The following is a 23,338-nucleotide window of genomic DNA, read 5'->3' as shown; positions in this document are numbered from 1 at the left end:
TCAGCCGACGCGGGTACCGAAGATGCGGTCACCGGCGTCGCCCAGGCCCGGCAGGATGTAGCCCTTGTCGTTGAGCTGGGCATCGATGGCCGCGGTGTAGATCTCCACGTCCGGGTGCACGGCCTTGACCGCTTCGATGCCTTCCGGCGCGGCCACCAGGAAGATGCCCTTGATGCGGCGGGCACCGGCCCGCTTGAGCATGTCGATGGTGGCGATCAGCGTGCCGCCGGTGGCCAGCATCGGGTCCAGGATCAGCGCGTCGCGCTCTTCCAGGCGGCCTGTCAGGCGCTCGAAGTAAGGCACCGGCTGCAGGGTTTCCTCATCGCGCTGCAGGCCCACCACGCTGACGCGGGCGGCCGGGATCAGCGACAGCACGCCGCTGAGCATGCCCAGGCCGGCGCGCAGGATCGGCACCACGGTGATCTTGGCACCGGCGATACGCTGTACGGTGACCGGGCCGGCCCAACCGGGCAGGGTGTGCGGCTCGGTGTCCAGGTCGGCGGTGGCCTCGTAGGCCAGCAGCGTGCCGAGCTCGTTGGCCAGTTCGCGGAAATCCTTGGTGCTGAGCGCAGCGTTGCGCATCAGGCCGATCTTGTGCTGCACCAGCGGGTGGCGCACTTCGACGATCTTCATGGTCGGAAGGGGGAGAAGGAGAGAGGGCGTCATTTTGCCGGATTGGCGGGCCGAACCCAAACCTGGCCCGGAGCGGCGTTACTCGAAATGTGCAGACGCATGTCACGGCCATGCAACCTTGCGGACATACCGTGCAGACCCATTCTTAACAGGAATGGGGATTCCCAGTGCATATCAAGACTCCGTTGGCCGTTGCCATCACCCTGACCCTGGCGATGGGGGCCGCGGCACCGCTGCAGGCCGCCGGGCAACAAGCGGTAGCCGCCACCGGCGCCGTGGCGGCCGACGCGGTCGACCTGGATCGCATTGAAGTCCGCGCCCAGCTCGAATCGCAGATCCGTGCAGTCGACCTCAAGCGCAGCAGCGATGCCATCGAGGATGCGGTGTCCTCCGATGCTCTGGGCCAGTACCCGGACAAGAACGTGGCCGAATCACTGCAGCGCCTGCCGGGCGTCAGCGTGACCCGCGACCAGGGCGAGGGCCGCTTCGTGGTCATTCGTGGCCTGGATGCCAATCTCAACAGCGTCAGCGTGGATGGCACCGCCATCGGCACGCCGGAAGATTCCAGTCGTGCCGCGCCGCTGGACGTGATCCCCTCCGATTCCACCGAGCGCCTGCGCGTGGTCAAGTCGCCGACCCCGGACATGCCCGGTGATGCCATCGGTGGCGCCGTGCTGGTGGAATCGGCGTCGGCCTTCGACCGTGACGGTCGCAGCCTGCGCGGCAAGATCGAGGGCAGCCACCAGCAGCTGTCCGGCGAGACCAGTCCCAAGGCCGCCTTCAATTACAGCGAGGTGTTCAACGATACCTTCGGCGTGGCGCTGGGCGTGAACTACCAGAAGCGGAAGTTCGAGTCGGACAACACCGAAGTGGAGTACGACGGCGAGGACGATGCCGCCCCCGGAGACGTGACTGCAATCAACCTGCAGCACCGCAAGTATGAGATCGAACGCAAGCGCATCGGTGCCAACCTCAACCTCGACTGGCGTCCCAACGAAGACAGCAAGTACTACCTGCGCACGCTGTACAGCCAGTTCGACGATGCGGAGACCCGCCAGCGCGTGATCTTCAACTTCGACGACGCGAAGATGGTCAAGACCGGCACCGACCAGTACCGCCTGGACGGCATGCCGAAGGATTCGATCGACAAGCGCATGCGCTACCGCACCAAGAAGGAAAACACCTTCGCGGCCAGCCTCGGTGGCGAGAACAAGCTGACCAACGCCGTGGTCGATTACCGGATCGGCTACACCCGTACCGAAGAGCGCGTGAACGACGAGATGGAGGCGCGCTTCAAGCTCAACGGCAAGGCCTTCAACGGCACCCTGGACCAGAGCAGCCGCCTGCCCAGCTACAGTTTCGACAACCCGCAGTGGCTGGACAACAGCAACTACGCGTTCGACCGCTTCGTGCTCTCGCCCAAGCAGGTGAACGACAAGGAACACAGCGCACAGGTCAACGTGCGCTTCGACGGCGACAGCAGCAGCATCAAGTTCGGCCTGCTGGGCCGCTGGCGCGACCGCGACGTGAATGTGGATGAGCGCGAACTGCGTGTCGGCCCGAAGGTGGCGCTGTCGAGCTGGACCACTTCCTCGCCGGAGCATCGCCACGGCAACCTGGGCGATGGCATGGACTCGGCCGCGATGCGCGCGTTCTGGGCCGCCAGCGGCAGCCAGTACAGTGCCCGCCCACAGGACGTCGGCGGCAATGCGATGACGTCGCTGGAAGAGGATTACGTGGCCAGCGAGGACATCTTCGCCAGTTATGCGATGGGTACCTGGGACGTGGGCGCGCTGCGCATCATCGGCGGCGTGCGCGTGGAGAACACCCAGTTCAAGGCGACCGGCAACCAGGTGGACGTGGCGGCCAACGGCCACAGCTTCACCGTCACCCCGCGCGTGGCCAACAGCAGCTACACCAACGTGCTGCCGGGCCTGCACCTGCGCTACGACGCGGCCGACGACTGGGTGCTGCGCGCCTCGGCCAACAAGACCGTATCGCGCCCGTCCTTCGGCGACGTCTCGCCGCGCGTGGGTTACAGCCGGGGGGACGAGGAAGTGCGCCTGGGCAATCCGGAACTCGATCCGTACGAGTCGAAGAACATCGACCTGTCGGTGGAGAAGTACATCGGCAGCAGCGGCATCGTTTCGCTGGGCCTGTTCCACAAGTCGATCGATGGCTACATCGTGGAAACCGTGCGTACCAATGATCCGGCCTACGGTGGTTTCGACGTGACCCAGCCGATCAATGGCCGCAAGGCCACCGTGCGTGGCGCGGAATTCAACTGGCAGCAGCAGTTGGCCTTCCTGCCGGACGGACTGGATGGCCTGCTGGTCGGTGCCAGTGGCACCTGGCTGGATACCAAATTCGATGCCGGCATCAAGGATCGGGAGGGCGAGGACTTCACCCTGCCGCGCGCCTCCAAGCATGTCTACAGCGCGCACATCGGCTATGAAAAATACGGTGTAAGTACGCGCCTGGCGGCGGTGTACCGCAGCGAGTACCTGGACAGCATCGGCAAGGGGCGTGCATTCGACATCTATGTGGCACCCAACACCCAGCTCGATTTCTCGCTGGACTACAAGTTCAGCCCGCGCGTGAGCGTGTATTTCGAAGCGCAGAACCTGCTGGACAAGCCGCTTGAGCTGTACCAGGGCACGCGTTCGCGCACCCTGCAGATGGAAGAGTACGGCCGCACCTATGCGCTGGGCCTGAAGGTGGCGCTGTGATGGGGCGTGGCGTCACTGTCCTGGCCGCCGCGCTGGCGGCCACGCTGGTCGCCGGCTGCACGCCGGCCACCGGCACCGATCCGGTCGCGGGAGCGGTCGCGCCGGCCGCCAGCGGCGAGCGCGTGGTGACCACCATCGCCGAGGCCTTCCTTTCCCCGATGACCCCGGCCGACAACATCGACTCGCCGGCGGCTTGGCGCGCGCCGGACGGCGCGCTGTGGCTGATCGCTACCGCCAAGGCCACCGACAAGCTGGTGGTCTACGACGGCAGCACCGGGCAGCATCTGCGTGACGTCGGCAGCAGCGGCACCGCACCGGGGCAGTTCGACCGCCCAAACGGCATCGCGGTAACCGACGACCTGCTGTGGATCGTGGAGCGCGACAATCACCGCGTGCAGGTGCTGAGCCTGCCGGACTTCACGCCGCTGGCGACGTTCGCTGCGGACGACCTGCGCAAGCCGTACGGGCTGTGGGTCGACCGCCGTGCCGATGGCTACAGCGTCTACGTCACCGACTCCTGGGACAACGGCGAGGATGCGCAGGGGCGTGACATCCTGCCGCCGCTGGCCGAGCTGGACAAGCGCGTGCGCCAGTACCAGGTGACCCGCGACGGCACGAAGGTCGAGGCGAAGCTGGTGGCCAGCATCGGCGATACCACCGAAGCCGGTGCGCTGCGCGTGGTCGAGTCGATCTGGGGTGATCCCGAGAACGACCGGCTGTTGATTGCCGAAGAGGACGAGAGCTACGCCAGCGAGTTCAAGGTCTACACCCTGGCCGGACGCTTCACTGGCACTACCTTCGGCCGCGACGTGTTCAAGGCACAGGCCGAAGGCGTGACCCTGCGCACCTGCGGCAAGGACGGCTGGTGGATCACCACCGAGCAGGGCAAGCAGCGCAGCGTGTTCCACCTGTTCGACCGGCACACGCTGAAGCCGGTCGGCGCGTTCCAGGGCAATACCGTGGCCAACACCGATGGCATCTGGCTGATGCAGCAATCCAGCGCGCGCTTCCCGCACGGTGCGCTGTATGCGGTGCATGACGACCAGGGCGTGGTGGCCTTCGACTGGGAGAGCATCGCCAAGCAGCTCGCGCTGCCGCTGGAGTGCGGCGCATGAGCCGGCAGTGCGTGATGCGCGCGCTGGCGCTGGGCCTGCTGCTGGCGTTGCCGTCGCTGTCGTTCGCGGCGGCCGAACCGAATACCCAGGTGCCGGAGGGTAGCCGCCACTATGCAGCGACATCGGTGCCGGACCGTATCGTCGCCTCGCCGTCGGCCGATCCCAGCCACGGTTTCGCCGTGGCCTGGCGCACTGACGGCAGTGCGCAGGCACCGCTGCTGGAAATTGCTCTCGCCGGTGATTCGCCGGCCATCGAGGGCATCCGCCAGGTGCGCGCAACGAGCCGTGCGCTGCAGACCGAGAACGGTCTGTCGCATCATCATCGCGCCGACATCAGCGGCCTGCAGCCGGATACCCAGTACGTCTACCGCGTGCAGGGCAATGGCAGCTGGAGCGCCTGGAACCAGCTGCGCACGCTCGCCGCGGCCGACCAGCCGCTGACCCTGCTGTACTTCGGTGATACCCAGAACAAGAACGTCAGCCATGTCAGCCGCGTGGTGCGTGCCGCGCAGAAGGCTGCGCCGCAGGCGCGCATGAGCCTGTTTGCCGGCGACCTGGTCAGCGGCGGCGACAACATGGATGACAGCGAGTGGGGCGAGTGGTTTGCTGCGACCAGCTGGCTGGCGCAGGAAACCCTGGTGGCCCCGGCCATCGGCAACCACGAGTACTTCGAGGAATTCGAAGACACTCCGCAGGAACGCCGCGTGCTGGGCAAACATTGGCCGGTGACGTTCGCGCTGCCGGGCAATGGCGCCAGCGCAGCACAGCAGACCAGCTACTGGTTCGATGCGCAGGGCGTGCGTGTGGCTGTGGTCGATGGCACGTCGGCACTCGACCTGGGCACGGCCAAGGCACAGGCACTGTGGCTGGAGAAGGTGCTGAGCGGCAATCCGCAGCCGTGGACCATCGTGCTGCTGCACCAGCCGTTCTACTCGCCGCGCGAAGGACGCGAGAACGCCGCGCTGCGTGACGTGCTGCTGCCGGTGGTACGCCGCCACAACGTCGATCTGGTGCTGCAGGGCCACGACCACACCTATGGCCGCCGTGGCGAAGGGCAGGCCGCAACGCCGCAGTACGTGGTGACCGTGGCCGGACCGAAGCAGTATCGCCTTTCCGACGAGGCACGCAAGACGATGGATCCGGTAGCCGAGGACACCCAGCTGTTCCAGGTGTTGAACATCGATTCGCAGCACCTGCGCTACGAAGCGCGCACGGTGACCGGGCGTCTGTACGACGCCTTCGAGCTGCGTCGCGATGCCAACGGTGGCAAGCAGCGCACGGAGCTGACCGAAGGCCGCATCACGCCACGCGACTGCCCGCGCGCGCAGACCGCCAAGGGTCGTGCCGACCGCTGCTGGGAATGAGGAGACGCATATGACCGTGCCCCGTCGCATCGTTCCTCTCGCTGCCATCGGTGCCGCCCTGCTGTTGCTGGCCAGTGCGGTGACCGCTGCCGATACGGTGCTGCATCCGTTCCTGGTGGCCCAGCCGAAGCAGGCCCCACAGGAGGTGAATCTGGCGGTGGAGATTCCGGCCGGCAGCTTCACCAAGTACGAGATCAAGGAAGACGGCCTGGTCCATGTGGACCGCTTCCAGTCGATGCCGGTCGTCTATCCGGCCAACTACGGTTCGATGCCGCGCACCCTCGCCGGTGACAACGATCCGCTGGATGCGCTGGTGCTGACCCGCGAACCCCTGCACCCAGGCGTGATCGTGCGCTTCCGGCCGATCGGTTACCTGAAGATGATCGATGGCGGCGAGCATGACGAGAAGATCATCGGGGTGCCCACCGACAAGGTCGACCCGACCTATGCCGATATCCGCGATCTGAAGGATCTGCCGGAGGTCGAGCGCCAGCGCATCGAGGCCTTCTTCCGGGTCTACAAGGACCTGCCGGCGGGGCGCAACCCGGTGCGGCTCAATGGCTGGGGCAATGCCGCCGAAGCCCGCGCGCTGATCAGTGAAGCGATGGAGCGGTTCAAGCAGTAGATCCACGCCTTACGTGGATGGCCGCCTGCGCGCATCTCCTTCACCGCCGCTGGCTATCATGTCCGCCTTCCACAACGAAGGCGGTGCATGTGTCGGTAGCGTTGGTATGGTTCCGCCGTGATCTGCGGTTGCAGGACAATCCGGCCCTGCAGGCGGCGCTGGACGCGGGTCACGATGTGGTGCCGGTCTACATCCATGCGCCGCACGAGGAAGGCGAGTGGGTGCCCGGCGCGGCCTCCGATGCGTGGCGCCACCGTTCACTGGATGCACTGGACGCCGACCTGCGCGCGCACGGTTCGTCGCTGGTGCTGCGCAGTGGTGACAGCTTGCCGAGCCTGCAGTTGCTGATCCAGCAGACCGGCGCCGAGGCGGTGTACTGGAACCGCAAGTACGAGCCGGGCACCCAGCCTCGCGACGCCACCATCAAGCGCACGCTGCGCGAGCAGGGCATCGACGCGCAGAGCTGCAATGGCAGCCTGCTGTTCGAGCCGTGGGATATCGCCACCCAGCAAGGCCAGCCGTACAAGGTGTTCACGCCTTACTGGCGCAACGTGCTCAGCCATTGGCGCCTGCCCGCGCTGCAGGCCGCGCCGAAGGCACTGGCGGCGCACACGGTCGACAGCCTCGCATTGGACGAGCTGCGGCTGGCGCCTACGCTGGGCTGGGATACCGGCTTCTGGGAGCACTGGCAGCCGGGCGAGGCTGGTGCGCTGGAGGCACTTTCCGTGTTCGAGGACGGCGCGTTGCGCGGTTACCGCGAGCAGCGCGACCTGCCGGATCGGGTCGGTACCTCGCGACTGTCGCCGCACCTGCATTTCGGCGAGATCGCGCCGTGGCGCATTGCCCATGCGCTGGAAGGCCTGCGCAGCGCCGGCACCGACGCCGACATCGACGGCTATCTGCGCCAGCTCGGCTGGCGTGATTTCGCCTATCACCTGCTGCATCACCTCCCGAAGACGCCGACCGACAACCTCAACCCGCGCTTTGACCGTTTCCCGTGGGCCACGCCGAGCGCCGTACAGCTGCACGACTGGCAGCGCGGCAACACCGGTGTGCCGATCGTCGATGCCGGCGTGCGTGAGCTGTGGCACACCGGCTACATGCACAACCGGGTGCGGATGATCGTGGCCAGCTACCTGTGCAAGCACCTGCGCGCGCACTGGCTGCATGGCGCGCGCTGGTTCTGGGACACGCTGGTCGATGCCGACCTGGCCAACAACACGATGGGCTGGCAGTGGGTGGCGGGAACCGGTGCCGATGCCGCGCCGTACTTCCGCGTGTTCAACCCGGTCACCCAGGCCGAGAAGTTCGACCCGCAGGCCCGCTACATCAGCCGCTGGGTGCCGGAACTGGCGGCGCTGCCGGTGAAGGCGCGCTTCGCGCCGTGGCAGCATCCGCTGCTGCTGGCTGCGCATGCCCCGGGCTATCCGCGTACCCCGGTGGTGGATCTGGCGGTTGGCCGCGATGCGGCGTTGGCGGCTTACCGCCAGTCGGGAGCAGGGTAAAGTGGCGGCTGAGTGATTCAGTCAGTTAGCTGAACGCGGCCCTGTCGCAATGCCGAATCATCATTCCGGCATCGCATCGGGCTGTTTATTCTCTTTGCGCCCGCAGCCGCCGGCCCGACCGGAAACCAAGGAGAACCACATGATCCGCAACACCACCCGCAACGTCGCACTGGCCCTGATGAGTGCGGCCGTCCTGTCGGCCTGCGCCACCGGCGGCTCCTATGTGCAGAGTGACCAGTACGGCAACCCGACCGAGCAGCAGAACCGCACCGGCCGCAACGCGCTGATCGGTACCGCCATCGGCGTGGCCGCCGGCCTGCTGACTGGCGACAGCGCCACCGAACGTCGTCAGCACGCGCTGATCGGTGCCGGTATCGGCGCGCTCAGCGGCGCCGCCGTCGGCCAGTACCAGGATCGCCAGGAACGCGCACTGCGCGAGCGCACGGCCAACACCGGCATCGATGTGCAGCGCCAGGGTGACAACATCATGCTGAACCTGCCGGACGGCATCACCTTCGACTTCGGCAAGGCGACACTGAAGCCGCAGTTCTACGGTTCGCTCAACGGCGTGGCAGGCACCCTGCGCGACTACAACCAGACCATGATCGAAGTGGTCGGCCACACCGACAGCATCGGCAGCGACGCGGTCAACAACCGCCTGTCGAAGGAGCGCGCCGACTCGGTCGCGCAGTACCTGATCGGCCAGGGCGTGCAGAGCGTGCGCATCGAAACGCTGGGCGCTGGCAAGTCGTACCCGATTGCCGACAACAGCACCGATGCCGGCCGCGCCAAGAACCGCCGCGTCGAGATTCGTGTGATTCCGCTCAAGCAATAACGCTACGCGTTATTGCTTGAGCCGGTCCGGCCATCGGCCGGAACGAAAATGCCGCCCTTGCAGGCGGCATTTTTGTGGGTGCCGAGCGTTGCTCGGCACGCCGATAGCGCTCCCGGTCGCGGTTTCTCCGAATGGCTCCGACCAAGGTGGCCATCTACCGAAGGCCAAGCCGCCGGAATGAAAATGCCGCCCTTGCAGGCGGCATTTTCTGTAGGTGCCGAGCTTGCTCGGCACACCGATAGCGCTTCCGGTCGCGGCTTCTCCGAACGGCGCCGACCAAGGTCGGCATCTACCGGAAGCCACGCAACCGGAACGAAAATGCCGCCCTTGCAGGCGGCATCTTCTGTAGGTGCCGAGCGTTGCTCGGCACGCCGATAGCGCCTGTAGACCTGAGCCACGCTCGGCTACCTCTTCTGGTAGATGCCGACCTTGGTCGGCGCCGTTCGAAAAGCAGTCGAGCATGGCTCGACTCTACAGAAAGCGGCATCGCGCGTCCGGGTAGATCCATGCCATGCGTGGATACCCTCGGTCATGCCGCCGAAGCCGCGACCTTCTCCAGGATCCGCTTGCCGCTGCTTTCCAGCGCAGCGTCTTCCTTTTCTTTCTGCTGCTGCGCCAGCTTCGCGCCCGGGCATTGCGCCAGCATGTAGTTGGCGTCGAAGTTGAGCTTCTCTACGAGGAAGTCGACGAACGCACGCACCTTCGGCGAGACCAGGCGGCCGCCGGCGAACACCGCATTGAAGTCCACCTCCGGCCCGGTCCAGCCGGCCAGCACGCGGCGCACCATGCCCGATTCAACGAACGGCTTGGCCATCACATCGCCGGTCAGCAGCAGGCCTTCGCCACAGACCAATGCGCCATTCAACGCAGACATGTCATTGGCGGTCATCAGCGGGGTGACCGGGAAGTCACGCAGCTCGCCGCCGTTCTCGCCCAGCTGCCAGGTGAAGCGCGGCGAATTGCCGGTGTGGTACGGCTTGCGCATCGCCAGGATGCGATGGAACTGCAGCTCTTCCGGATGCAGCGGCTCGCCATAGCGCTCGATGTAGGCCGGGCTGGCGAACACCTGCGTGCGCAGGCTGCCGAGCTTGCGCGCCACCAGGTTGGAATCGGGCAGGGCACCGACGCGCAGCGCCAGATCGGCTTCGCCGGCGATCAGGTCCAGCTTCTCGTTGCCCATGTGCATGTCCAGGCGGATCTCTGGATACTGCGCATGGAACTGGCCCAGCAGCGGGGCGATCCGGGTGATGCCGATCGAATAGGGCACGGTGAAGCGCAGCCAGCCGCGCGGGCCGGACTGCAACTGGCTCACCGCGCTCTCGGCTTCTTCAAGCTCGCGCGCGATGCGCTGGCAATGCTCGTGGTAGATCGAGCCGGCTTCGGTCAGGCCGAGGCGGCGCGTGGTCCGGTGCAGCAGGCGCGCACCCAGGCGCGTTTCCAGCTCCTGCACCTTGCGGCTGACCGTGGTCTTGGGCAGGCCGAGCGATTTGGCAGCGGCAATGAAGCTGCCTTGCTCGACCACTTTGACGAAGATCAGCGTCTCGTTGAGATCGTGGGACATGGTCGGGGATCCTGGACGTCGGGGATGGGACAATCGTGACAGAACGATTGGACCGGGAGCGGGATGATTATTCCCCTTAATCAGGACTAATCAAGTAAAGGTTTGAGGTCTATCGTGGCGCCATTCGTTATTTGGAGCCCGTCCGCCATGAGCCTGCGCAACATTCTTGCCCGTCTCCGGAACGCCGGCCAGAGCACCCTGGACCTGGCAATGACCGTTGAAGTCCGCCCAAGTTCCTTGGTACACAAGGACTTCCGTGAGTTTACCGCGCCCATGCGTCAGCAGCGTGGCGGTGCCATCCGCCTGGTCCCGCACAAGGGCGACCGGCTGCGTCGAATCGGGACTATCCCGGATTTGGGAGGAAATGTCCCGTGAATGGGATGCTGACGCCCGAAGTCCTGGTCCTCGGCGGCACCGGTGCCGTGGGGCAGGGCGTGGTTGGCGCATTGCTGGAAGCCGGCAGCCCGGTGCTGGTGGTCGGTCGCGATCCGGGCCGGCTGGCGGCGCTGCATGAGCAGTTCGCTGACGAGCCGGGCCTGGAGACGCTGCTGGGTTCGCTCAGCGATGACGGCTCGGCACGCGCACTGGCCGAACGCATCGCGCATCGCCCGCGCCCGCTGGCCGCGGTGATCGCCGCAATGGGCGGCCCTTACCGCCGCGGCCGGGTGACCGACCGCAACGGTGATGAACTGCTGGGCGCGATGCAGGCCGATCTGATGCCGCACGTGCACGCAGTGCGTCATCTGCTGCCGCTGCTGCAGGACAACGTGCATGCGCGCCGCTACGTGATGATCGGCAGCCCGGCCAATGCCAAGCCATGGGCGGGCTACGGCGAAACCTCGATCACCACTGCGGCGCTGCGTATGTACGCACAGGTGGTGCACCAGGAAGCCCAGGCATTGGGCGTGCGCGCGCAGATGCTGGAAGTCTGCAGCCCGGTGTGTACGCCGGCCAACGCGGCCAATGCCTGCATCGAGTGGCCCAGCTCACTGCTGGTCGGCCGTCGCGTGGTCTCCCTGCTCGACGGCTGCCGCGACAACCGCGCCATCGTCCGCTGCGACAGCAGTGATGCCGAACTGCCGCGCGGCCTGCTGCACCTGGACGTTCCTCCCCTCTGGCGCGATACCGCAGGCGTAGCTTGACCTCGACCATGGTTGAGGTCGCAGGATACGCCGCCTGTTTTTGCAACACGTTCTCATCTAGCTGTACCACCCCTCCGTACGGATGCATGCCATGACTTCCCCCAATTCCACCCCACATCGTTTCGGTCATCGCATTGCGATGGTCGGCGTGTCGATCCTCGCCGCAGCCGTGCTTGCGGCCTGCAGCGGCGGCCACGCCGAAGAAGCCGGTGCACCGCCGCCGCCGCAGGTCAGCGCTGCACCGGTGCTGGTCAAGCAGGTCAGCCAGTGGGACGAGTTCAGCGGCCGCGTCGAAGCGGTACAGAGCGTTGAACTGCGTCCGCGCGTGTCCGGCTACATCGACAAGGTCAACTACGTCGAAGGCCAGGAAGTGAAGAAGGGCGAAGTGCTCTTCACCATCGACGCGCGCAGCTACCAGGCCGAGTACGATCGCGCTGCTGCCGAACTGGCCCGCGCCCGCACCCAGGCAACGCTGGCCCGCAGCGAATCGGAGCGTGCCAAGCGACTGTCCGAGCAGCAGGCAATCTCCACCGAGACGGCCGAGCAGCGTCGCGCTGCCGCCGACCAGTCCGGTGCCGCCGTGCAGGCGGCGCAGGCTGCGTTGGATGCGGCCCGCCTCAACCTGGAGTTCACCAAGGTGCGTGCGCCGATCGACGGCCGCGCCGGCCGTGCGATGGTCACCGCCGGCAACCTGGTCACCGCCGGCGACAGCGCAAGTGTGCTGACCACGCTGGTCTCGCTGGATACCGTGTTCGTCTACTTCGATGCCGATGAAAGCACCTTCCTGCGCTATGCACAGATGGCGCGCAAGGGCGAACGCCCGAGCGAGCGTGACAGCGACCTGCCGGTGAAGGTCGGGCTGTCCGGTGAAGAGGGCTACCCGCACTCCGGCAAGGTCGACTTCCTCGACAACCAGGTGGCGCGCAGCACCGGCACCATCCGTGTCCGCGCGCTGCTGGACAATGCCGACCGCCAGTTCACCCCGGGCCTGTTCGCTCGCGTGCAGCTGCTCGGCAGCGGCCAGTTCCAGGCCCTGCTGATCGACGACAAGGCCGTGCTGACCGACCAGGACCGCAAGTACGTGTACGTGGTCGACAAGGATGGCAAGGCCCAGCGCCGTGACATCCAGCTCGGCCGCACCGCCGACGGCCTGCGCATTGTCGAACACGGCCTGGCCGCCGGCGACAAGGTGATCATCGACGGCGTGCAGAAGGTCTTCATGCCGGGCATGCCGGTGCAGGCCAAGGCCGTGGCGATGCAGCCGCAGGCTGCGCCGCCGGCACCGGGCCGTGATGCGACTGCCGCACTGAACCACTGATCCGCGTCCCCGCTTAGCTGCCGGCGCCAGCGGCAGCCTTCCCTGCCTTCGTCATCTCGGCGAGGGGCAGGGTGGCTGTTGCCCGCCGAATGCCTTTCCCAGGAATTCCTCCATGGACTTTTCCCGTTTCTTCATCGACAGGCCGATCTTCGCGGCGGTGCTGTCGATCGTGATCTTCGCCGCAGGCCTGATCACGATTCCAATCCTGCCGATCAGCGAGTACCCGGAAGTGGTGCCGCCGTCGGTGGTGGTGCGCACGGTGTATCCGGGCGCCAACCCCAAGGTCATTGCCGAGACCGTTGCCACGCCGCTTGAAGAAGCGATCAACGGCGTCGAAGGCATGATGTACCTGAAGTCGGTTGCCGGTTCCGACGGCGTGCTGCAGATGACCGTCACCTTCCGCCCGGGCACCGACCCGGACGCGGCGGCGGTGAAGGTGCAGAACCGCGTGGCGCAGGCGCAGGCGCGCCTGCCCGAGGACGTGCGCCGGCAGGGCGTGACCACGCAGAAGCAGTCACCGACCTTCCTGATGGTGGTGCACCTGACCTCGCCGCAAGGCAAGTACGACACCCTGTACCTGCGCAACTACGCCCGCCTGCACGTCAAGGATGCGCTGGCGCGTATTCCAGGCGTGGGTGACGCGCAGATCTTCGGTGGTGGTGACTACGCCATGCGCGCCTGGCTGGACCCGGACAAGGTCGCCTCGCGCGGTCTGACCGCCAGCGACGTGGTGCGTGCCATGCGCGAGCAGAACGTGCAGGTTTCGGCCGGCCAGCTCGGTGCCGAACCGCTGCCGAACAGCCAGTTCCTGACCCTGATCAATGCCCAGGGCCGCCTGAAGACCGAAAAGGAATTCGGCGACATCGTGCTCAAGAGCGGTGTGGATGGCGAGATCGTGCGCCTGGCCGACGTGGCCCGCCTGGAACTGGGTGCCGGCGACTACACCCTGCGCTCGCAGCTGGACGGCAAGAACGCGGTCGGTATCGGTATCTTCCAGTCGCCCGGTGCCAACGCGCTGGAGATCCGTGACCAGGTCATCTCGACGATGGACGAGATGCAGAAGACCATGCCGGCCGACGTTAAGTACGAAGCCGTGTATGACACCACCATCTTCGTGCGTGACTCGATCAAGGCCGTGGTCTCCACGCTGCTGGAAGCCATCGCCCTGGTGGTGCTGGTGGTGATCCTGTTCCTGCAGACCTGGCGTGCCTCGATCATCCCGTTGATCGCGGTGCCGGTGTCGGTGGTCGGTACCTTTGCTGCGCTGTACCTGCTGGGCTTCTCGATCAACACGCTGAGTCTGTTCGGCCTGGTGCTGGCGATCGGCATCGTGGTCGATGACGCGATCGTGGTGGTGGAGAACGTCGAGCGCAACATCGAGGAAGGGCTGTCGCCCACCGCAGCGGCCCACCAGGCCATGCGCGAGGTGTCCGGCCCGATCGTGGCGATCGCGCTGGTGTTGTGTGCCGTGTTCGTGCCGATGGCGTTCCTGTCCGGTGTCACCGGACAGTTCTACAAGCAGTTCGCGGTCACCATCGCCATCTCCACGGTGATCTCGGCGATCAACTCGCTGACCCTGTCGCCGGCTCTGGCCGCGCGCCTGCTGAAGGCCCACGGTGCGCCGAAGGATGGCCCGAGCCGTCTGATCGACCGCCTGTTTGGTTGGGTGTTCCGTCCGTTCAATCGCTTCTTCAAGTCCAGCTCGGAGAAGTACGAGCGTGGCGTCGCCCGCATCCTCGGCCGTCGCGGTGCGGTGTTCGTGGTCTACGCGATCCTGCTGGTCGGTACCGGTGTGATCTTCAAGCTGGTGCCGCCGGGCTTCATCCCGACCCAGGACAAGCTGTACCTGATTGCCGGTGTGAAGCTGCCGGAAGGTTCGTCGATCGCGCGTACCGATGAAATGCTGCGCAAGGTCGCCAAGATCGCCCAGGAAACCGATGGCGTAGCCCACACCATCTCGTTCCCGGGTTTGAACGCGCTGCAGTTCACCAATACGCCGAACACCGGTGTGGCGTTCATTCCGCTCAAGCCGTTCGCCGAGCGCCATGGCCGCACCGCCGCGCAGATCAATGCCGAGATCAACCAGAAGATCGCTGGCCTGCAGGAGGGCTTCGCCTTCGCGATGATGCCGCCGCCGATCCTCGGCCTGGGCAACGGCAACGGCTACCAGATGTTCATCGAGGACCGCGGCAACCTGGGCTACGGCGCGCTGCAGAATGCCGTGCAGGCGATGCAGGGCACCGTTGCGCAGACGCCGGGCATGGCCTTCCCGATTTCCAGCTACCAGGCCAACGTGCCGCAGCTGGATGCCGAGGTGGACCGCGTCAAGGCCAAGGCCCAGGGCGTGCAGCTCACTGAACTGTTCGACACGCTGCAGACCTACCTCGGTTCGGCCTACGTCAACGACTTCAACCAGTTCGGCCGTACCTGGCAGGTGATCGCCCAGGCAGACGGTCCGTACCGCGAGACGGTCGAGGACATCGGCAAGCTGCGTACCCGCAACGACCGTGGCGAGATGGTGCCGATCGGTTCGATGGTCACCATCAAGCAGACCTTCGGCCCGGACCCGGTGCTGCGCTTCAATGGCTATCCGGCGGCTGATCTGGCCGGTGAAGCCGACCCGCGTCTGCTGTCTTCGGCCGAGGCGATGAACAAGCTGACCGAGATCGCCGGCAAGGTGCTGCCGGTAGGCATGACCACCGAATGGACCGACCTGAGCTACCAGCAGGCAACCCAGGGCAAGGCCGCCTTCATCGTGTTCCCGGTGGCGATCATGCTGGCCTTCCTGGTGCTGGCTGCGCTGTACGAGAGCTGGTCGCTGCCGCTGGCGGTGATCCTGATCGTGCCGATGACCCTGCTGTCCGCACTGTTCGGCGTGTGGCTGACCGGTGGTGACAACAACGTGTTCGTGCAGGTCGGCCTGGTGGTGTTGATGGGTCTGGCGTGCAAGAACGCGATCCTGATCGTCGAATTCGCCAGAGAGCTGGAGATGGGCGGCAAGGGCATCGTTGAAGCCGCGCTGGAAGCCTGCCGCCTGCGTCTGCGTCCGATCGTGATGACTTCCATCGCGTTCATCGCCGGCACCGTGCCGCTGGTGCTGTCGCACGGCGCGGGTGCCGAGGTGCGCTCGGTAACGGGTATCACCGTGTTTGCTGGCATGCTGGGCGTGACCTTGTTCGGCCTGTTCCTCACCCCGGTGTTCTACGTGGCCCTGCGCAAGTTCGTCACCCGCAACGGTGGCGGCCAGCTGGTGCAGCACGGCGAGCCGACCATCCATCACTGACATGGAACTCCACCGGCACCGGTCCCCCAACCGGTGTCGGATTTCCCCCTCCAAAGGCATGACTCCATGAACACCCATCAGAACAAGATCGCACTGGTCACTGGTGCCACCCGCGGTATCGGCGCCGAGACCGTGCGCCAGCTGGCACAGGCCGGCGTGCACACGCTGCTGGCCGGCCGCAAGCGCGAGACCACCGTGGAGCAGGCACTGAAGCTGCAGGCCGAGGGCCTGCCGGTGGAAGCGCTGCAGCTGGACGTCACCGACGGTGCCAGCATCGCCGAGGCCGTGCAGCAGGTGCGTGAGCGCCATGGCCGTCTCGACATCCTGGTCAACAACGCTGGCGTGCTGCTGGAAAACCCGGCGCAGCGGCCGTCCGAGCAGTCGCTGGACACCTGGCGCCGCACCTTCGACACCAACGTCTATGCGCTGGTGGCGGTGACCCAGGCGTTCCTGCCGCTGCTGCAGCAGGCCAAGGCCGGCCGCATCGTGAATGTCTCCAGCATCCTCGGCTCGCAGACCCTGCATGCCGATCCGGCGTCCGGCATCTACGACATGAAGGTTCCGGCCTACAACGCCTCCAAGGCAGCGGTGAACAGCTGGACCCTGGCGCTGGCGCACGAACTGCGCAGCACGCAGATCAAGGTCAACACCGTGCATCCGGGCTACGTGAAAACCGACATGAACGGCGGCCACGGCGAGATCGAAATCGCCGAGGGCGCGCGTTCCAGCGTGCAGATGGCACTGATCGGCCATGAAGGCCCGAACGGCAGCTTCACTTACCTGGGCGAGGTGCTGCCATGGTGATCCGTACGTTGGCGATGGCCGTCTCCAGTCTGGTGCTGGCAGGCTGTGTCAGCGTCGGCCCGAACTACAAGGCCCCGGTGCAGGAACCGGTGGTGCTGCAGGGGGCGCAGCAGCCGGTGTTCAGCACCACCTCGCCGGTGGCCAGCTGGTGGGCGCAGTTCGATGACCCGGTGCTGGAAGAACTGGTTCACGGCGCACTGTCGGACAACCTGGACCTGCGCGTGGCCGTGGCCCGCGTCAGCCAGGCCCGCGCGGTGTTCGTCGAAAGCCGCTTCGACCAGGCCCCGCACATCACCGCAGGCGGCAGCTACGACCGCCGCAAGCAACCCGATCCGCAGCTGGGTGGGCAGCGGGTGTTCAGTGAAAGCTACCAGCTAGGCTTCGACGCCGGCTGGGAGCTGGATCTGTTCGGCCGCAAGCGCCGTGCTGCTGAAGCCGCACGTGCCGACCTCGGTGCCGAGCAGGCCAACCTGGCCGATGCGCAGGTACTGGTCGCCGCCGAAGTGGCACGCAACTACTTCGAGCTGCGCGGCACGCAGAAGCGCATCGCGGTGGCCCAGCACACGCTGGAAAACCTGCGCGATACGCAGAAGCTGACCGAGGCGCGCTGGGAACTGGGCGCCGGCAGCGAGCTGGATGTGCAGAGCAGCCGTGCCCGCCTGAAGGCGATCGAGGCTGACATTCCGCTACTGGAAGTGGCCGAGGCGCAGTCACGCAACCGACTGGCCGTGCTGCTGGGCCAGCGCCCGGAAGTGCTGACCGACATGCTCGCACCGCATGACGTGCCGGCCTTCGCCAAGGCGCTGCCGCTGGGTGATACCCGCGAGCTGCTGCGCCAGCGCGCCGACGTGCGCGTGGCCGAGCGTCGCCTGGCGGCCGCGACTGCACGTGTGGGCGTGGCCACCGCGGACCTGTTCCCGCGGTTGTCGCTGTCCGGCTTCGTCGGCTTCCTCGGCGGCGATGCCAGTGGCCTGGTCAATGGCAACAACAAGGCCTGGTCGCTGACCCCATCGCTGAGCTGGGCCGCATTCGACTTCGGTACCGTGCGTGCGCGCCTGCGTGCCAGCAAGGCTGAAGCCGAAGGCGTGGCCGCGCAGTATGAGCAGGCGGTATTGCTGGCCCTGGAAGACACCGAGAACGCGCTGACCCGCTATTCCAAGCAGCAGGCGCGGTTGGCGATCGTGGTCGAGCAGGCGCAGGCGGCACGGCGTGCCGAATCGCTGGCGCAGATCCGCTACCGCGAGGGCTCGGAGGACTTCCTGACGCTGCTGGATGCGCAGCGTACGCAGCTGGCAGCCGATGATGCGTTGGCCGCGGCCGAGTCCGAGGTCAACGTCAGCGTGGTGGGGGTGTACAAGGCGCTGGGTGGTTGGGGTCAATCACCGCAGGCGCCGAGTGTGGCGCAGGTGCAGTAACCGCAGGGGACGGAAGCGATGGCTTCCGTCCCCTTCTTCTTTCAAGGCCAGTGATTGGCCGGCAACTCGCGCTCGCGCATGCGCACGATGCAGAAGCGATGGCCGGTCGGTGCTTCCATCACCCACCAACGTTTGACGAAGCCTATCCGGCGCGCGCCGAGCTTCTCCAGGCGGTCGGCCTCGGCATCGATGTCGTCGCTCTCGATGTCCAGGTGCACCCGTGACGGGTGATCGACCCGTTGGACTTCCACGTTCAAGCCCGCCGGCGCACCCAGCAGGTCGGCATATTCGGCGCCCCCTTCGACATGCGCCGCCTGTGCCTGCAGGCCCAGCGCGGCAGCCCAGAAGCGGGCGCCTTCGTCGGCGGGAAGGTCCTGGCAGTCGATGATGAATCCGGCCAGCCGGCTCTGGTGTGCCATGTCCTGCTCCACAGTGTGGGGAATATGCGGCAGGGTAACGCGGGCATTTCGCGAACATCTTCACGTCTGTGACGTTTCTGACTCTGCCGAAACTGGAGCCCGCCGTGTAACTAGTGAGGCAGGCTCTTGGGAGGACAGACGATGACCGGCAACAAACGGGATACCCAGCGCATGTTGTTTGGTGATCCGGGGCCACCCGATGCCGGGCTGTCGGTGGCCGTTGTGGTGCTGCTGGTACTGGGGGCGATGGCTGCGGCGATCGGCTTCGTGCGTCTGCCGGATCCGATGCTGGGGCTGGGCCTGATCGGGATCGCCGTGTTTCTCGCTGTCGGTGCCCGTATCTGCCAGGCGCGCAATCAGCACCAGGCACTGTACCGGTTGTTGTCACGGCAGCCGCCACCGTAGGCGCGGCTGCCGTGCAGGATCACGGCGTGGGCCAGTCGAGTTCGACCACCAGCGGGAAATGATCCGAAGGCAGCACACCGTCGATGCGGCGGTCATCGGTGAGGAAGCTGCGGGCATGGAAGCCGCGCACCAGCACCCAGTCCAGCTGCACGGTGGCCTTGCCGGTGAAATCATGGAAGGTGGGGTGCGGGCCCTGTGGCGCCTTCACCTGGGTGCGCGTGTCCTGCAGCACGCGGGTGAACGCCTTGTAGGTGTCTCCGCCGGGCTCGCTGTTGAAGTCACCGGTCAACACCACCGGCAGATCAGCCGGCAGCGTCGCCAGGCGCTTTCCGATCAGTTCGGCACCCTTCACGCGACGCGGTTCGTCCTCGTCGCGGTAGGGCAGGTGGGTATCCATGAAGTAGAAACGGCGACCATCGTCGAGGCGCCGGAACACGGCCCAGGTGACCATGCGCGGATACAGATTGCCCCAGGTGATGCTGCCGGGCAGGTCCGGTGTATCGGACAGCCAGAAGTTGCCGGACTCCTCGATGGCCAGCACCTTGCTGTCGTAGAACACGCCCATGTGCTCATCGCCGCTGCCACCGCGGCGGCCTTCGCCGAACCAGCGGTAGCCGGGCAGGTGTTCGGACAGGTAGTCGGCCTGTTCCTGCACCAGTTCCTGGGTGCCGATCACCGCCGGGTGCGCATCGAGGATGACCTTGACCATCGCGTCGCGGCGATCGGGCCAGCGCTTGCCCGGTTCGGTATCAGCCGGGGTGCGGACGTTGAACGACATCACCTTCAGTGGCGCCGGCGTAGCGGCCCAGGCGACGGCAGGCAGAGCAAGCGCCAGCAGCGCACACAGCGCAGGGCGGCGGAAACGCGACAACATCGTGGAATCCCTCCATTCCATGAAAACGGTTTCACGGAGCATGCCATGGAAGGCAAGGGCAGCGGTATGCCGGGATGGGCGGCTGGACGTGCTGCGCCATCTTTGCGATCAGTCTTCGATCTCGCCGCGGCGGCTGGCGGCGCGAACCGCCTGCGCGGTGGTCGCCACACCCAGGCGCTGGCGTGCGCGTCGCAGGTGGTTTTCCACCGTGCGTGCAGAAAGCCCAAGCGTGGCGGCGATTTCTGCCTGCCGACGTCCGGCGGCCACCCAGCGCAGCACCTCGCGCTCGCGCGTGCTCAGCGCACTCCCTGACAGCTCCGCAGGGGACTCGGCCAGACGGCGCGCGGCACGGAAGGCTGCGGTTGCAACAGTTTCCAGCTGCAGGCGCGCGCTGGGAGATGCATCGATCGAAGTCCCGGCAACGCTGATCGCGCCCTCCAGACCGGTGGTACCGAACACCGGCACCTGCAGGCCATGCAGGCCTTCGCCACGTGGTTGCTTCACTACCTGATAGCGTTCGCCGCGCACGCCCTGGCGCTTGCTCCAGAAGAATGGCGCGTCGCTGTCCAACACGTGGCGATTGACCGGGCAGGCGTGCAGGTAGCGGGCAAGGTCGGTGTCGCTGCCATCGCCGAACCAGTCGCCCTCGATCCAGTACACGCGCTGCGTGCCGCGTTCCAGCCCGGTGCCAGTGGCGAACACCAGCACACGGTCGTAGCCGAGGGGGACCGCGATGCTGCGCAGGACCGCGCCCACTTCGCTCAGCGAGCGGGCGCGCTCCAGCTCCAACAATGCCTGCAGCAGATCGCTCATCCGGGTCAGCGCCCGGCCAGCGCGTCGAGCAGGGTACGTGCAGCCAGCTTGCCCAGCGCGTTGCCGGCCAGTGGGCTGTCGCCGGTCAGCAGCAGGCGGTCCTGCAGCACGCTGCCATCGATGCCGTCGTTGACGATCTGCACGCCCTGCTGCGCCAGGCGCTCACCGAAGAACCACGTCAGTTGCCCGGGCATGTAGCCGATCTCCGGTGTCTGCCGGTCCATCGCATCGGGGAAGGCACAGATGCGGTAGCCGCGGAACAGCGAACCACCATCGGCCTCGTCGACGCCCGCAGCCAGCAACGCGGCCGGGCCGTGGCAGAGGGTGATGATGTGGCGTTGCTCGGCCATTGCCCAGTGCAGGACCGACTTCACGGCGCGGCTCTGCGGCAGGCCGATCAGCGCACCATGACCACCGGGAATGAACACGGCCGCGTAGTCCGAATCCGCAGCGAGGCCGGCAACCACTTCGTCCAGCGGCAGCGGCTGGCGGAAGCGTTCTTCATAACGCGCGTACAGTTCTCCGATTTCCTTGTCCTCCTGCGGGAACGCCCACCACTCGAACTTGGCGGCGTTGCCGGACAGCGTGGCCACATCGATGTCGAAGCCGGCCTTGTCCAGGTGGTACATCGGCAGCAGGGTTTCCACCGGATGGTTGCCGGTGGAGAACAGGTGGCCATTGGCGGTGGGCAGGTAGCGCTCGTCGGCGGCGATCATCAGCACCTTCCAGCGGCCATCGCGGCGCGCATCCGGATAGTCGGCACCGGCAAGGTTGCTCTTGGCCGAGGTGAACTGCGACAGCGAGTATGGCGACGGGAAGAAGGCATCGCGCTCGGCCGGATCGGGGCTGGGCTGGCGGCTGGGCTCTTGCGTGTTCATGCGGACCTCCGTTGGGGGAAAGTGAGCCCAGCATAGGAGGCCGCGTGCGCAGGCGCGATGAGGGATTCCCCTCAATGCATTACCACCCCGATGTTGCATCGCGCCACCGACCCGGTTGGACAGCAGGATTATGTCGTGTTATCTAGCCGGTGCCGGGATAATCCCGGCATAACCACACAGCAAGCAAAGGAATGAAAATGAAAAGATTCGCCCGAGCATTGCGCGTCACTCTGAATATCCATCCGAACGAGAAGAGCAGTGTGTGGAATACCTGGCCGCTCTGGGTCGAGTTCTGATCCTGCGGGGCAACCCCGCAATTGAGCGGTAGCAAGACGAAGGGACTCGTCTTTCGAGTCCCTTCCTGCCGGAGACGCACTGCATGCAAGGGATGTCGAATGAAGGCAGCGCCATTGCTGCCGAGCGCCTGGCTGCGCGCGTGGAGCGCGAAGGACCGGTGCTGAAACTGGAAACTGGCGGTATCGGGGTGTTCTGCCCGGAGTTGGCCGGCAAGGTCGACAAAGAGAATTCCGAGCACCTGTTCGTGGTCGAGTCGCTGGCCGACCTGTTCCGCCGGCACGAACGCGTGCGCTGGACCGAAGTACGCAGCCTGATCGCCACCCGCAGTGCCGAGCTCACCGGAGCACAGACCCTGGAGGCGCTGCAGTCGCGCATGCGGCAGGCAATGGACGCCTTGTGCGGGAGCGAGCTGGATGCCACGCCAGCTGTGTGGAAGGTGATGGCACATCCGCTGGTGCCGCTGGTGATCGACGGGCTCGACGCGCGCGGCAACGCGGCCATCGAACGTGCCCTGCATCTGCGCTACACCACCCAGGTCGAGCAGGTCATCCATCGGCGCCATCTGTTGCGGAACTTCCTTATCGGTCGTGGCGAATCGCGGGCGATTGCAGCCGAGCTCAAGCGCAGGGTCCGCAGCGGACGTTCGGCGCTGGACTACGCGCAGTCATTGCTGACCCTGCGCGAGCGCATCGGCCTGGACAAGGTCACCTACCTGGTCACCGTGCAGCTGATCGCCATTTCCGGCGTGCCCGGCATGATGGCCGCCTGTCTGCTGCTGGCGATGCAGATGCATCCACAATGGCGCCAGCGCATCGAGGAGGAATTCGCGCCGCTCTCGGATGCGGAGATCCACGCGCTGCCGATGGCCAGGATTCCCTGCACCATGCGTTTCCTGAAGGAAGTGATGCGGTTGTACTCCACGCCCTTCAACAACCGGCGCGTGGCCGCCTGCGATCTGCAGGTGGAAGGGCAGGCTATTGCCGAAGGCACCGTGTTCGAGTTGAGCTCGTTCATCCAGCATCGCTCGGCGAAGTACTGGGATGACCCGTTGCAGTTCGATCCCGATCGCTGGCTGCCCGAGCGGCGCAAGCGCACCGCCGGCATCTATGTGCCTTATGGCTTCCCCACGCGCTCCTGCGTTGGATCGGCGGTGGGCAACGCGCAACTGGTACTGCTGTGTGCGCTGCTGGCACGCGAGTTCCGTTTCACCCCCAGCGCCGACTACCGGCCCGAGGTGCGCATGGAGGGCTTCGCGATCCCGGCGGCGCTGCATGGCACGTTCTCGCGTCGCACGGCGGCTGCCTGATCTGCCCGGGCGGCGGC

The 23,338-nt window shown here is 66.2% G+C and carries 19 protein-coding genes and 1 pseudogene; 14 read left to right on the top strand and 6 right to left on the bottom strand.

Translation table 11 applies throughout. The features are described 5' to 3' along the window. Window positions 1–633, bottom strand: a complete 633-nt coding sequence (gene upp, locus ACJ7C5_RS17225; protein ID WP_005409099.1) for a uracil phosphoribosyltransferase — start codon at window positions 631–633, stop codon at window positions 1–3. Window positions 634–800: 167 nt separating this feature from the next. Between upp and ACJ7C5_RS17220 the strand changes: the two genes are divergently transcribed. From ACJ7C5_RS17220 to ACJ7C5_RS17195, 6 genes are all read left to right on the top strand, one after another. Beyond that, window positions 801–3,362 (top strand): TonB-dependent receptor, encoded by a 2,562-nt coding sequence (locus ACJ7C5_RS17220; protein WP_412704601.1) that lies wholly within the window; start codon window positions 801–803, stop codon window positions 3,360–3,362. Beyond that, window positions 3,362–4,477 (top strand): hypothetical protein, encoded by a 1,116-nt coding sequence (locus ACJ7C5_RS17215; RefSeq protein WP_412704600.1) that lies wholly within the window; start codon window positions 3,362–3,364, stop codon window positions 4,475–4,477. The genes ACJ7C5_RS17220 and ACJ7C5_RS17215 overlap by 1 nt, the downstream gene beginning before the upstream one ends. Further along, complete coding sequence (locus ACJ7C5_RS17210; RefSeq protein ID WP_412704599.1) at window positions 4,474–5,841, top strand: purple acid phosphatase family protein; 1,368 nt, start codon at window positions 4,474–4,476, stop codon at window positions 5,839–5,841. Before ACJ7C5_RS17215 ends, ACJ7C5_RS17210 begins: the two co-directional genes overlap by 4 nt. Window positions 5,842–5,851: 10 nt before the next feature. After that, a complete protein-coding gene (locus tag ACJ7C5_RS17205) occupies window positions 5,852–6,466 on the top strand; it encodes an inorganic diphosphatase (RefSeq protein WP_412704598.1) in 615 nt (204 codons plus the stop codon). 89 nt (window positions 6,467–6,555) lie between these two features. Further along, window positions 6,556–7,971: a cryptochrome/photolyase family protein gene (locus tag ACJ7C5_RS17200; RefSeq protein WP_412704597.1), complete on the top strand. Its 1,416-nt coding sequence runs from the start codon at window positions 6,556–6,558 to the stop codon at window positions 7,969–7,971. A 139-nt stretch (window positions 7,972–8,110) separates the two neighbouring features. Beyond that, the gene (locus ACJ7C5_RS17195) at window positions 8,111–8,806 is read left to right on the top strand and encodes a YiaD family glycine zipper/OmpA-like lipoprotein (protein ID WP_008267948.1); all 696 of its coding nucleotides are present in this window, start codon (window positions 8,111–8,113) and stop codon (window positions 8,804–8,806) included. 529 nt (window positions 8,807–9,335) lie between these two features. On the opposite strand, the gene ACJ7C5_RS17190 is transcribed toward ACJ7C5_RS17195, so the two are convergent. Beyond that, entirely contained in the window at window positions 9,336–10,367 is a 1,032-nt protein-coding gene (locus ACJ7C5_RS17190; protein WP_412704596.1) for a LysR family transcriptional regulator, read from the bottom strand. A 147-nt stretch (window positions 10,368–10,514) separates the two neighbouring features. Here ACJ7C5_RS17190 and ACJ7C5_RS17185 point away from each other — a divergent pair, with 147 nt between their 5' ends. From ACJ7C5_RS17185 to ACJ7C5_RS17160, 6 genes and pseudogenes are all read left to right on the top strand, one after another. Continuing rightward, window positions 10,515–10,742 (top strand): hypothetical protein, encoded by a 228-nt coding sequence (locus tag ACJ7C5_RS17185; RefSeq protein ID WP_012510726.1) that lies wholly within the window; start codon window positions 10,515–10,517, stop codon window positions 10,740–10,742. Between the two features lie 5 nt (window positions 10,743–10,747). After that, window positions 10,748–11,509 (top strand): SDR family NAD(P)-dependent oxidoreductase, encoded by a 762-nt coding sequence (locus tag ACJ7C5_RS17180; RefSeq protein WP_219631271.1) that lies wholly within the window; start codon window positions 10,748–10,750, stop codon window positions 11,507–11,509. A gap of 211 nt (window positions 11,510–11,720) precedes the next feature. Continuing rightward, a pseudogene (locus ACJ7C5_RS17175) lies at window positions 11,721–12,827 on the top strand (efflux RND transporter periplasmic adaptor subunit); the annotation flags it as partial. A gap of 112 nt (window positions 12,828–12,939) precedes the next feature. Beyond that, window positions 12,940–16,110 carry an efflux RND transporter permease subunit gene (locus tag ACJ7C5_RS17170; protein ID WP_049446274.1) on the top strand — a complete coding sequence of 1,057 codons (3,171 nt, stop codon included), beginning with the start codon at window positions 12,940–12,942 and terminating at the stop codon, window positions 16,108–16,110. Window positions 16,111–16,176: 66 nt separating this feature from the next. Next, window positions 16,177–16,914 (top strand): SDR family oxidoreductase, encoded by a 738-nt coding sequence (locus tag ACJ7C5_RS17165; protein WP_014036829.1) that lies wholly within the window; start codon window positions 16,177–16,179, stop codon window positions 16,912–16,914. Further along, window positions 16,908–18,329: an efflux transporter outer membrane subunit gene (locus ACJ7C5_RS17160; protein ID WP_412704595.1), complete on the top strand. Its 1,422-nt coding sequence runs from the start codon at window positions 16,908–16,910 to the stop codon at window positions 18,327–18,329. Before ACJ7C5_RS17165 ends, ACJ7C5_RS17160 begins: the two co-directional genes overlap by 7 nt. A 41-nt stretch (window positions 18,330–18,370) precedes the next feature. Here the strand turns inward: ACJ7C5_RS17160 and ACJ7C5_RS17155 are convergent, their stop codons facing one another. Then, a complete protein-coding gene (locus ACJ7C5_RS17155) occupies window positions 18,371–18,748 on the bottom strand; it encodes a VOC family protein (RefSeq protein WP_412704594.1) in 378 nt (125 codons plus the stop codon). A gap of 141 nt (window positions 18,749–18,889) precedes the next feature. Between ACJ7C5_RS17155 and ACJ7C5_RS17150 the strand changes: the two genes are divergently transcribed. Then, on the top strand, window positions 18,890–19,153 hold the full coding sequence (locus tag ACJ7C5_RS17150) for a hypothetical protein (RefSeq protein ID WP_412704593.1): 264 nt from the start codon (window positions 18,890–18,892) through the stop codon (window positions 19,151–19,153). A gap of 19 nt (window positions 19,154–19,172) precedes the next feature. On the opposite strand, the gene ACJ7C5_RS17145 is transcribed toward ACJ7C5_RS17150, so the two are convergent. The 3 genes from ACJ7C5_RS17145 to hchA form a co-directional block, all read right to left on the bottom strand. Continuing rightward, on the bottom strand, window positions 19,173–20,027 hold the full coding sequence (locus ACJ7C5_RS17145) for an endonuclease/exonuclease/phosphatase family protein (RefSeq protein WP_412704592.1): 855 nt from the start codon (window positions 20,025–20,027) through the stop codon (window positions 19,173–19,175). A gap of 108 nt (window positions 20,028–20,135) precedes the next feature. After that, window positions 20,136–20,840: a PA1136 family autoinducer-binding transcriptional regulator gene (locus ACJ7C5_RS17140; protein ID WP_097047875.1), complete on the bottom strand. Its 705-nt coding sequence runs from the start codon at window positions 20,838–20,840 to the stop codon at window positions 20,136–20,138. 5 nt (window positions 20,841–20,845) lie between these two features. Beyond that, window positions 20,846–21,718: a glyoxalase III HchA gene (gene hchA / locus ACJ7C5_RS17135; protein WP_093999987.1), complete on the bottom strand. Its 873-nt coding sequence runs from the start codon at window positions 21,716–21,718 to the stop codon at window positions 20,846–20,848. A 379-nt stretch (window positions 21,719–22,097) separates the two neighbouring features. Here hchA and ACJ7C5_RS17130 point away from each other — a divergent pair, with 379 nt between their 5' ends. Beyond that, complete coding sequence (locus tag ACJ7C5_RS17130; protein ID WP_232460621.1) at window positions 22,098–23,321, top strand: cytochrome P450; 1,224 nt, start codon at window positions 22,098–22,100, stop codon at window positions 23,319–23,321. The last annotated feature ends 17 nt before the right edge of the window (window positions 23,322–23,338 follow it).

The sequence above is a fragment of the Nocardiopsis yanglingensis genome, assembly GCF_045809185.1.
Lineage (GTDB): Bacteria > Pseudomonadota > Gammaproteobacteria > Xanthomonadales > Xanthomonadaceae > Stenotrophomonas > Stenotrophomonas yanglingensis.
The sequence above is the reverse complement of the archived record's forward strand: the minus strand, read 5'-3'. Positions and strand labels throughout refer to the sequence as shown.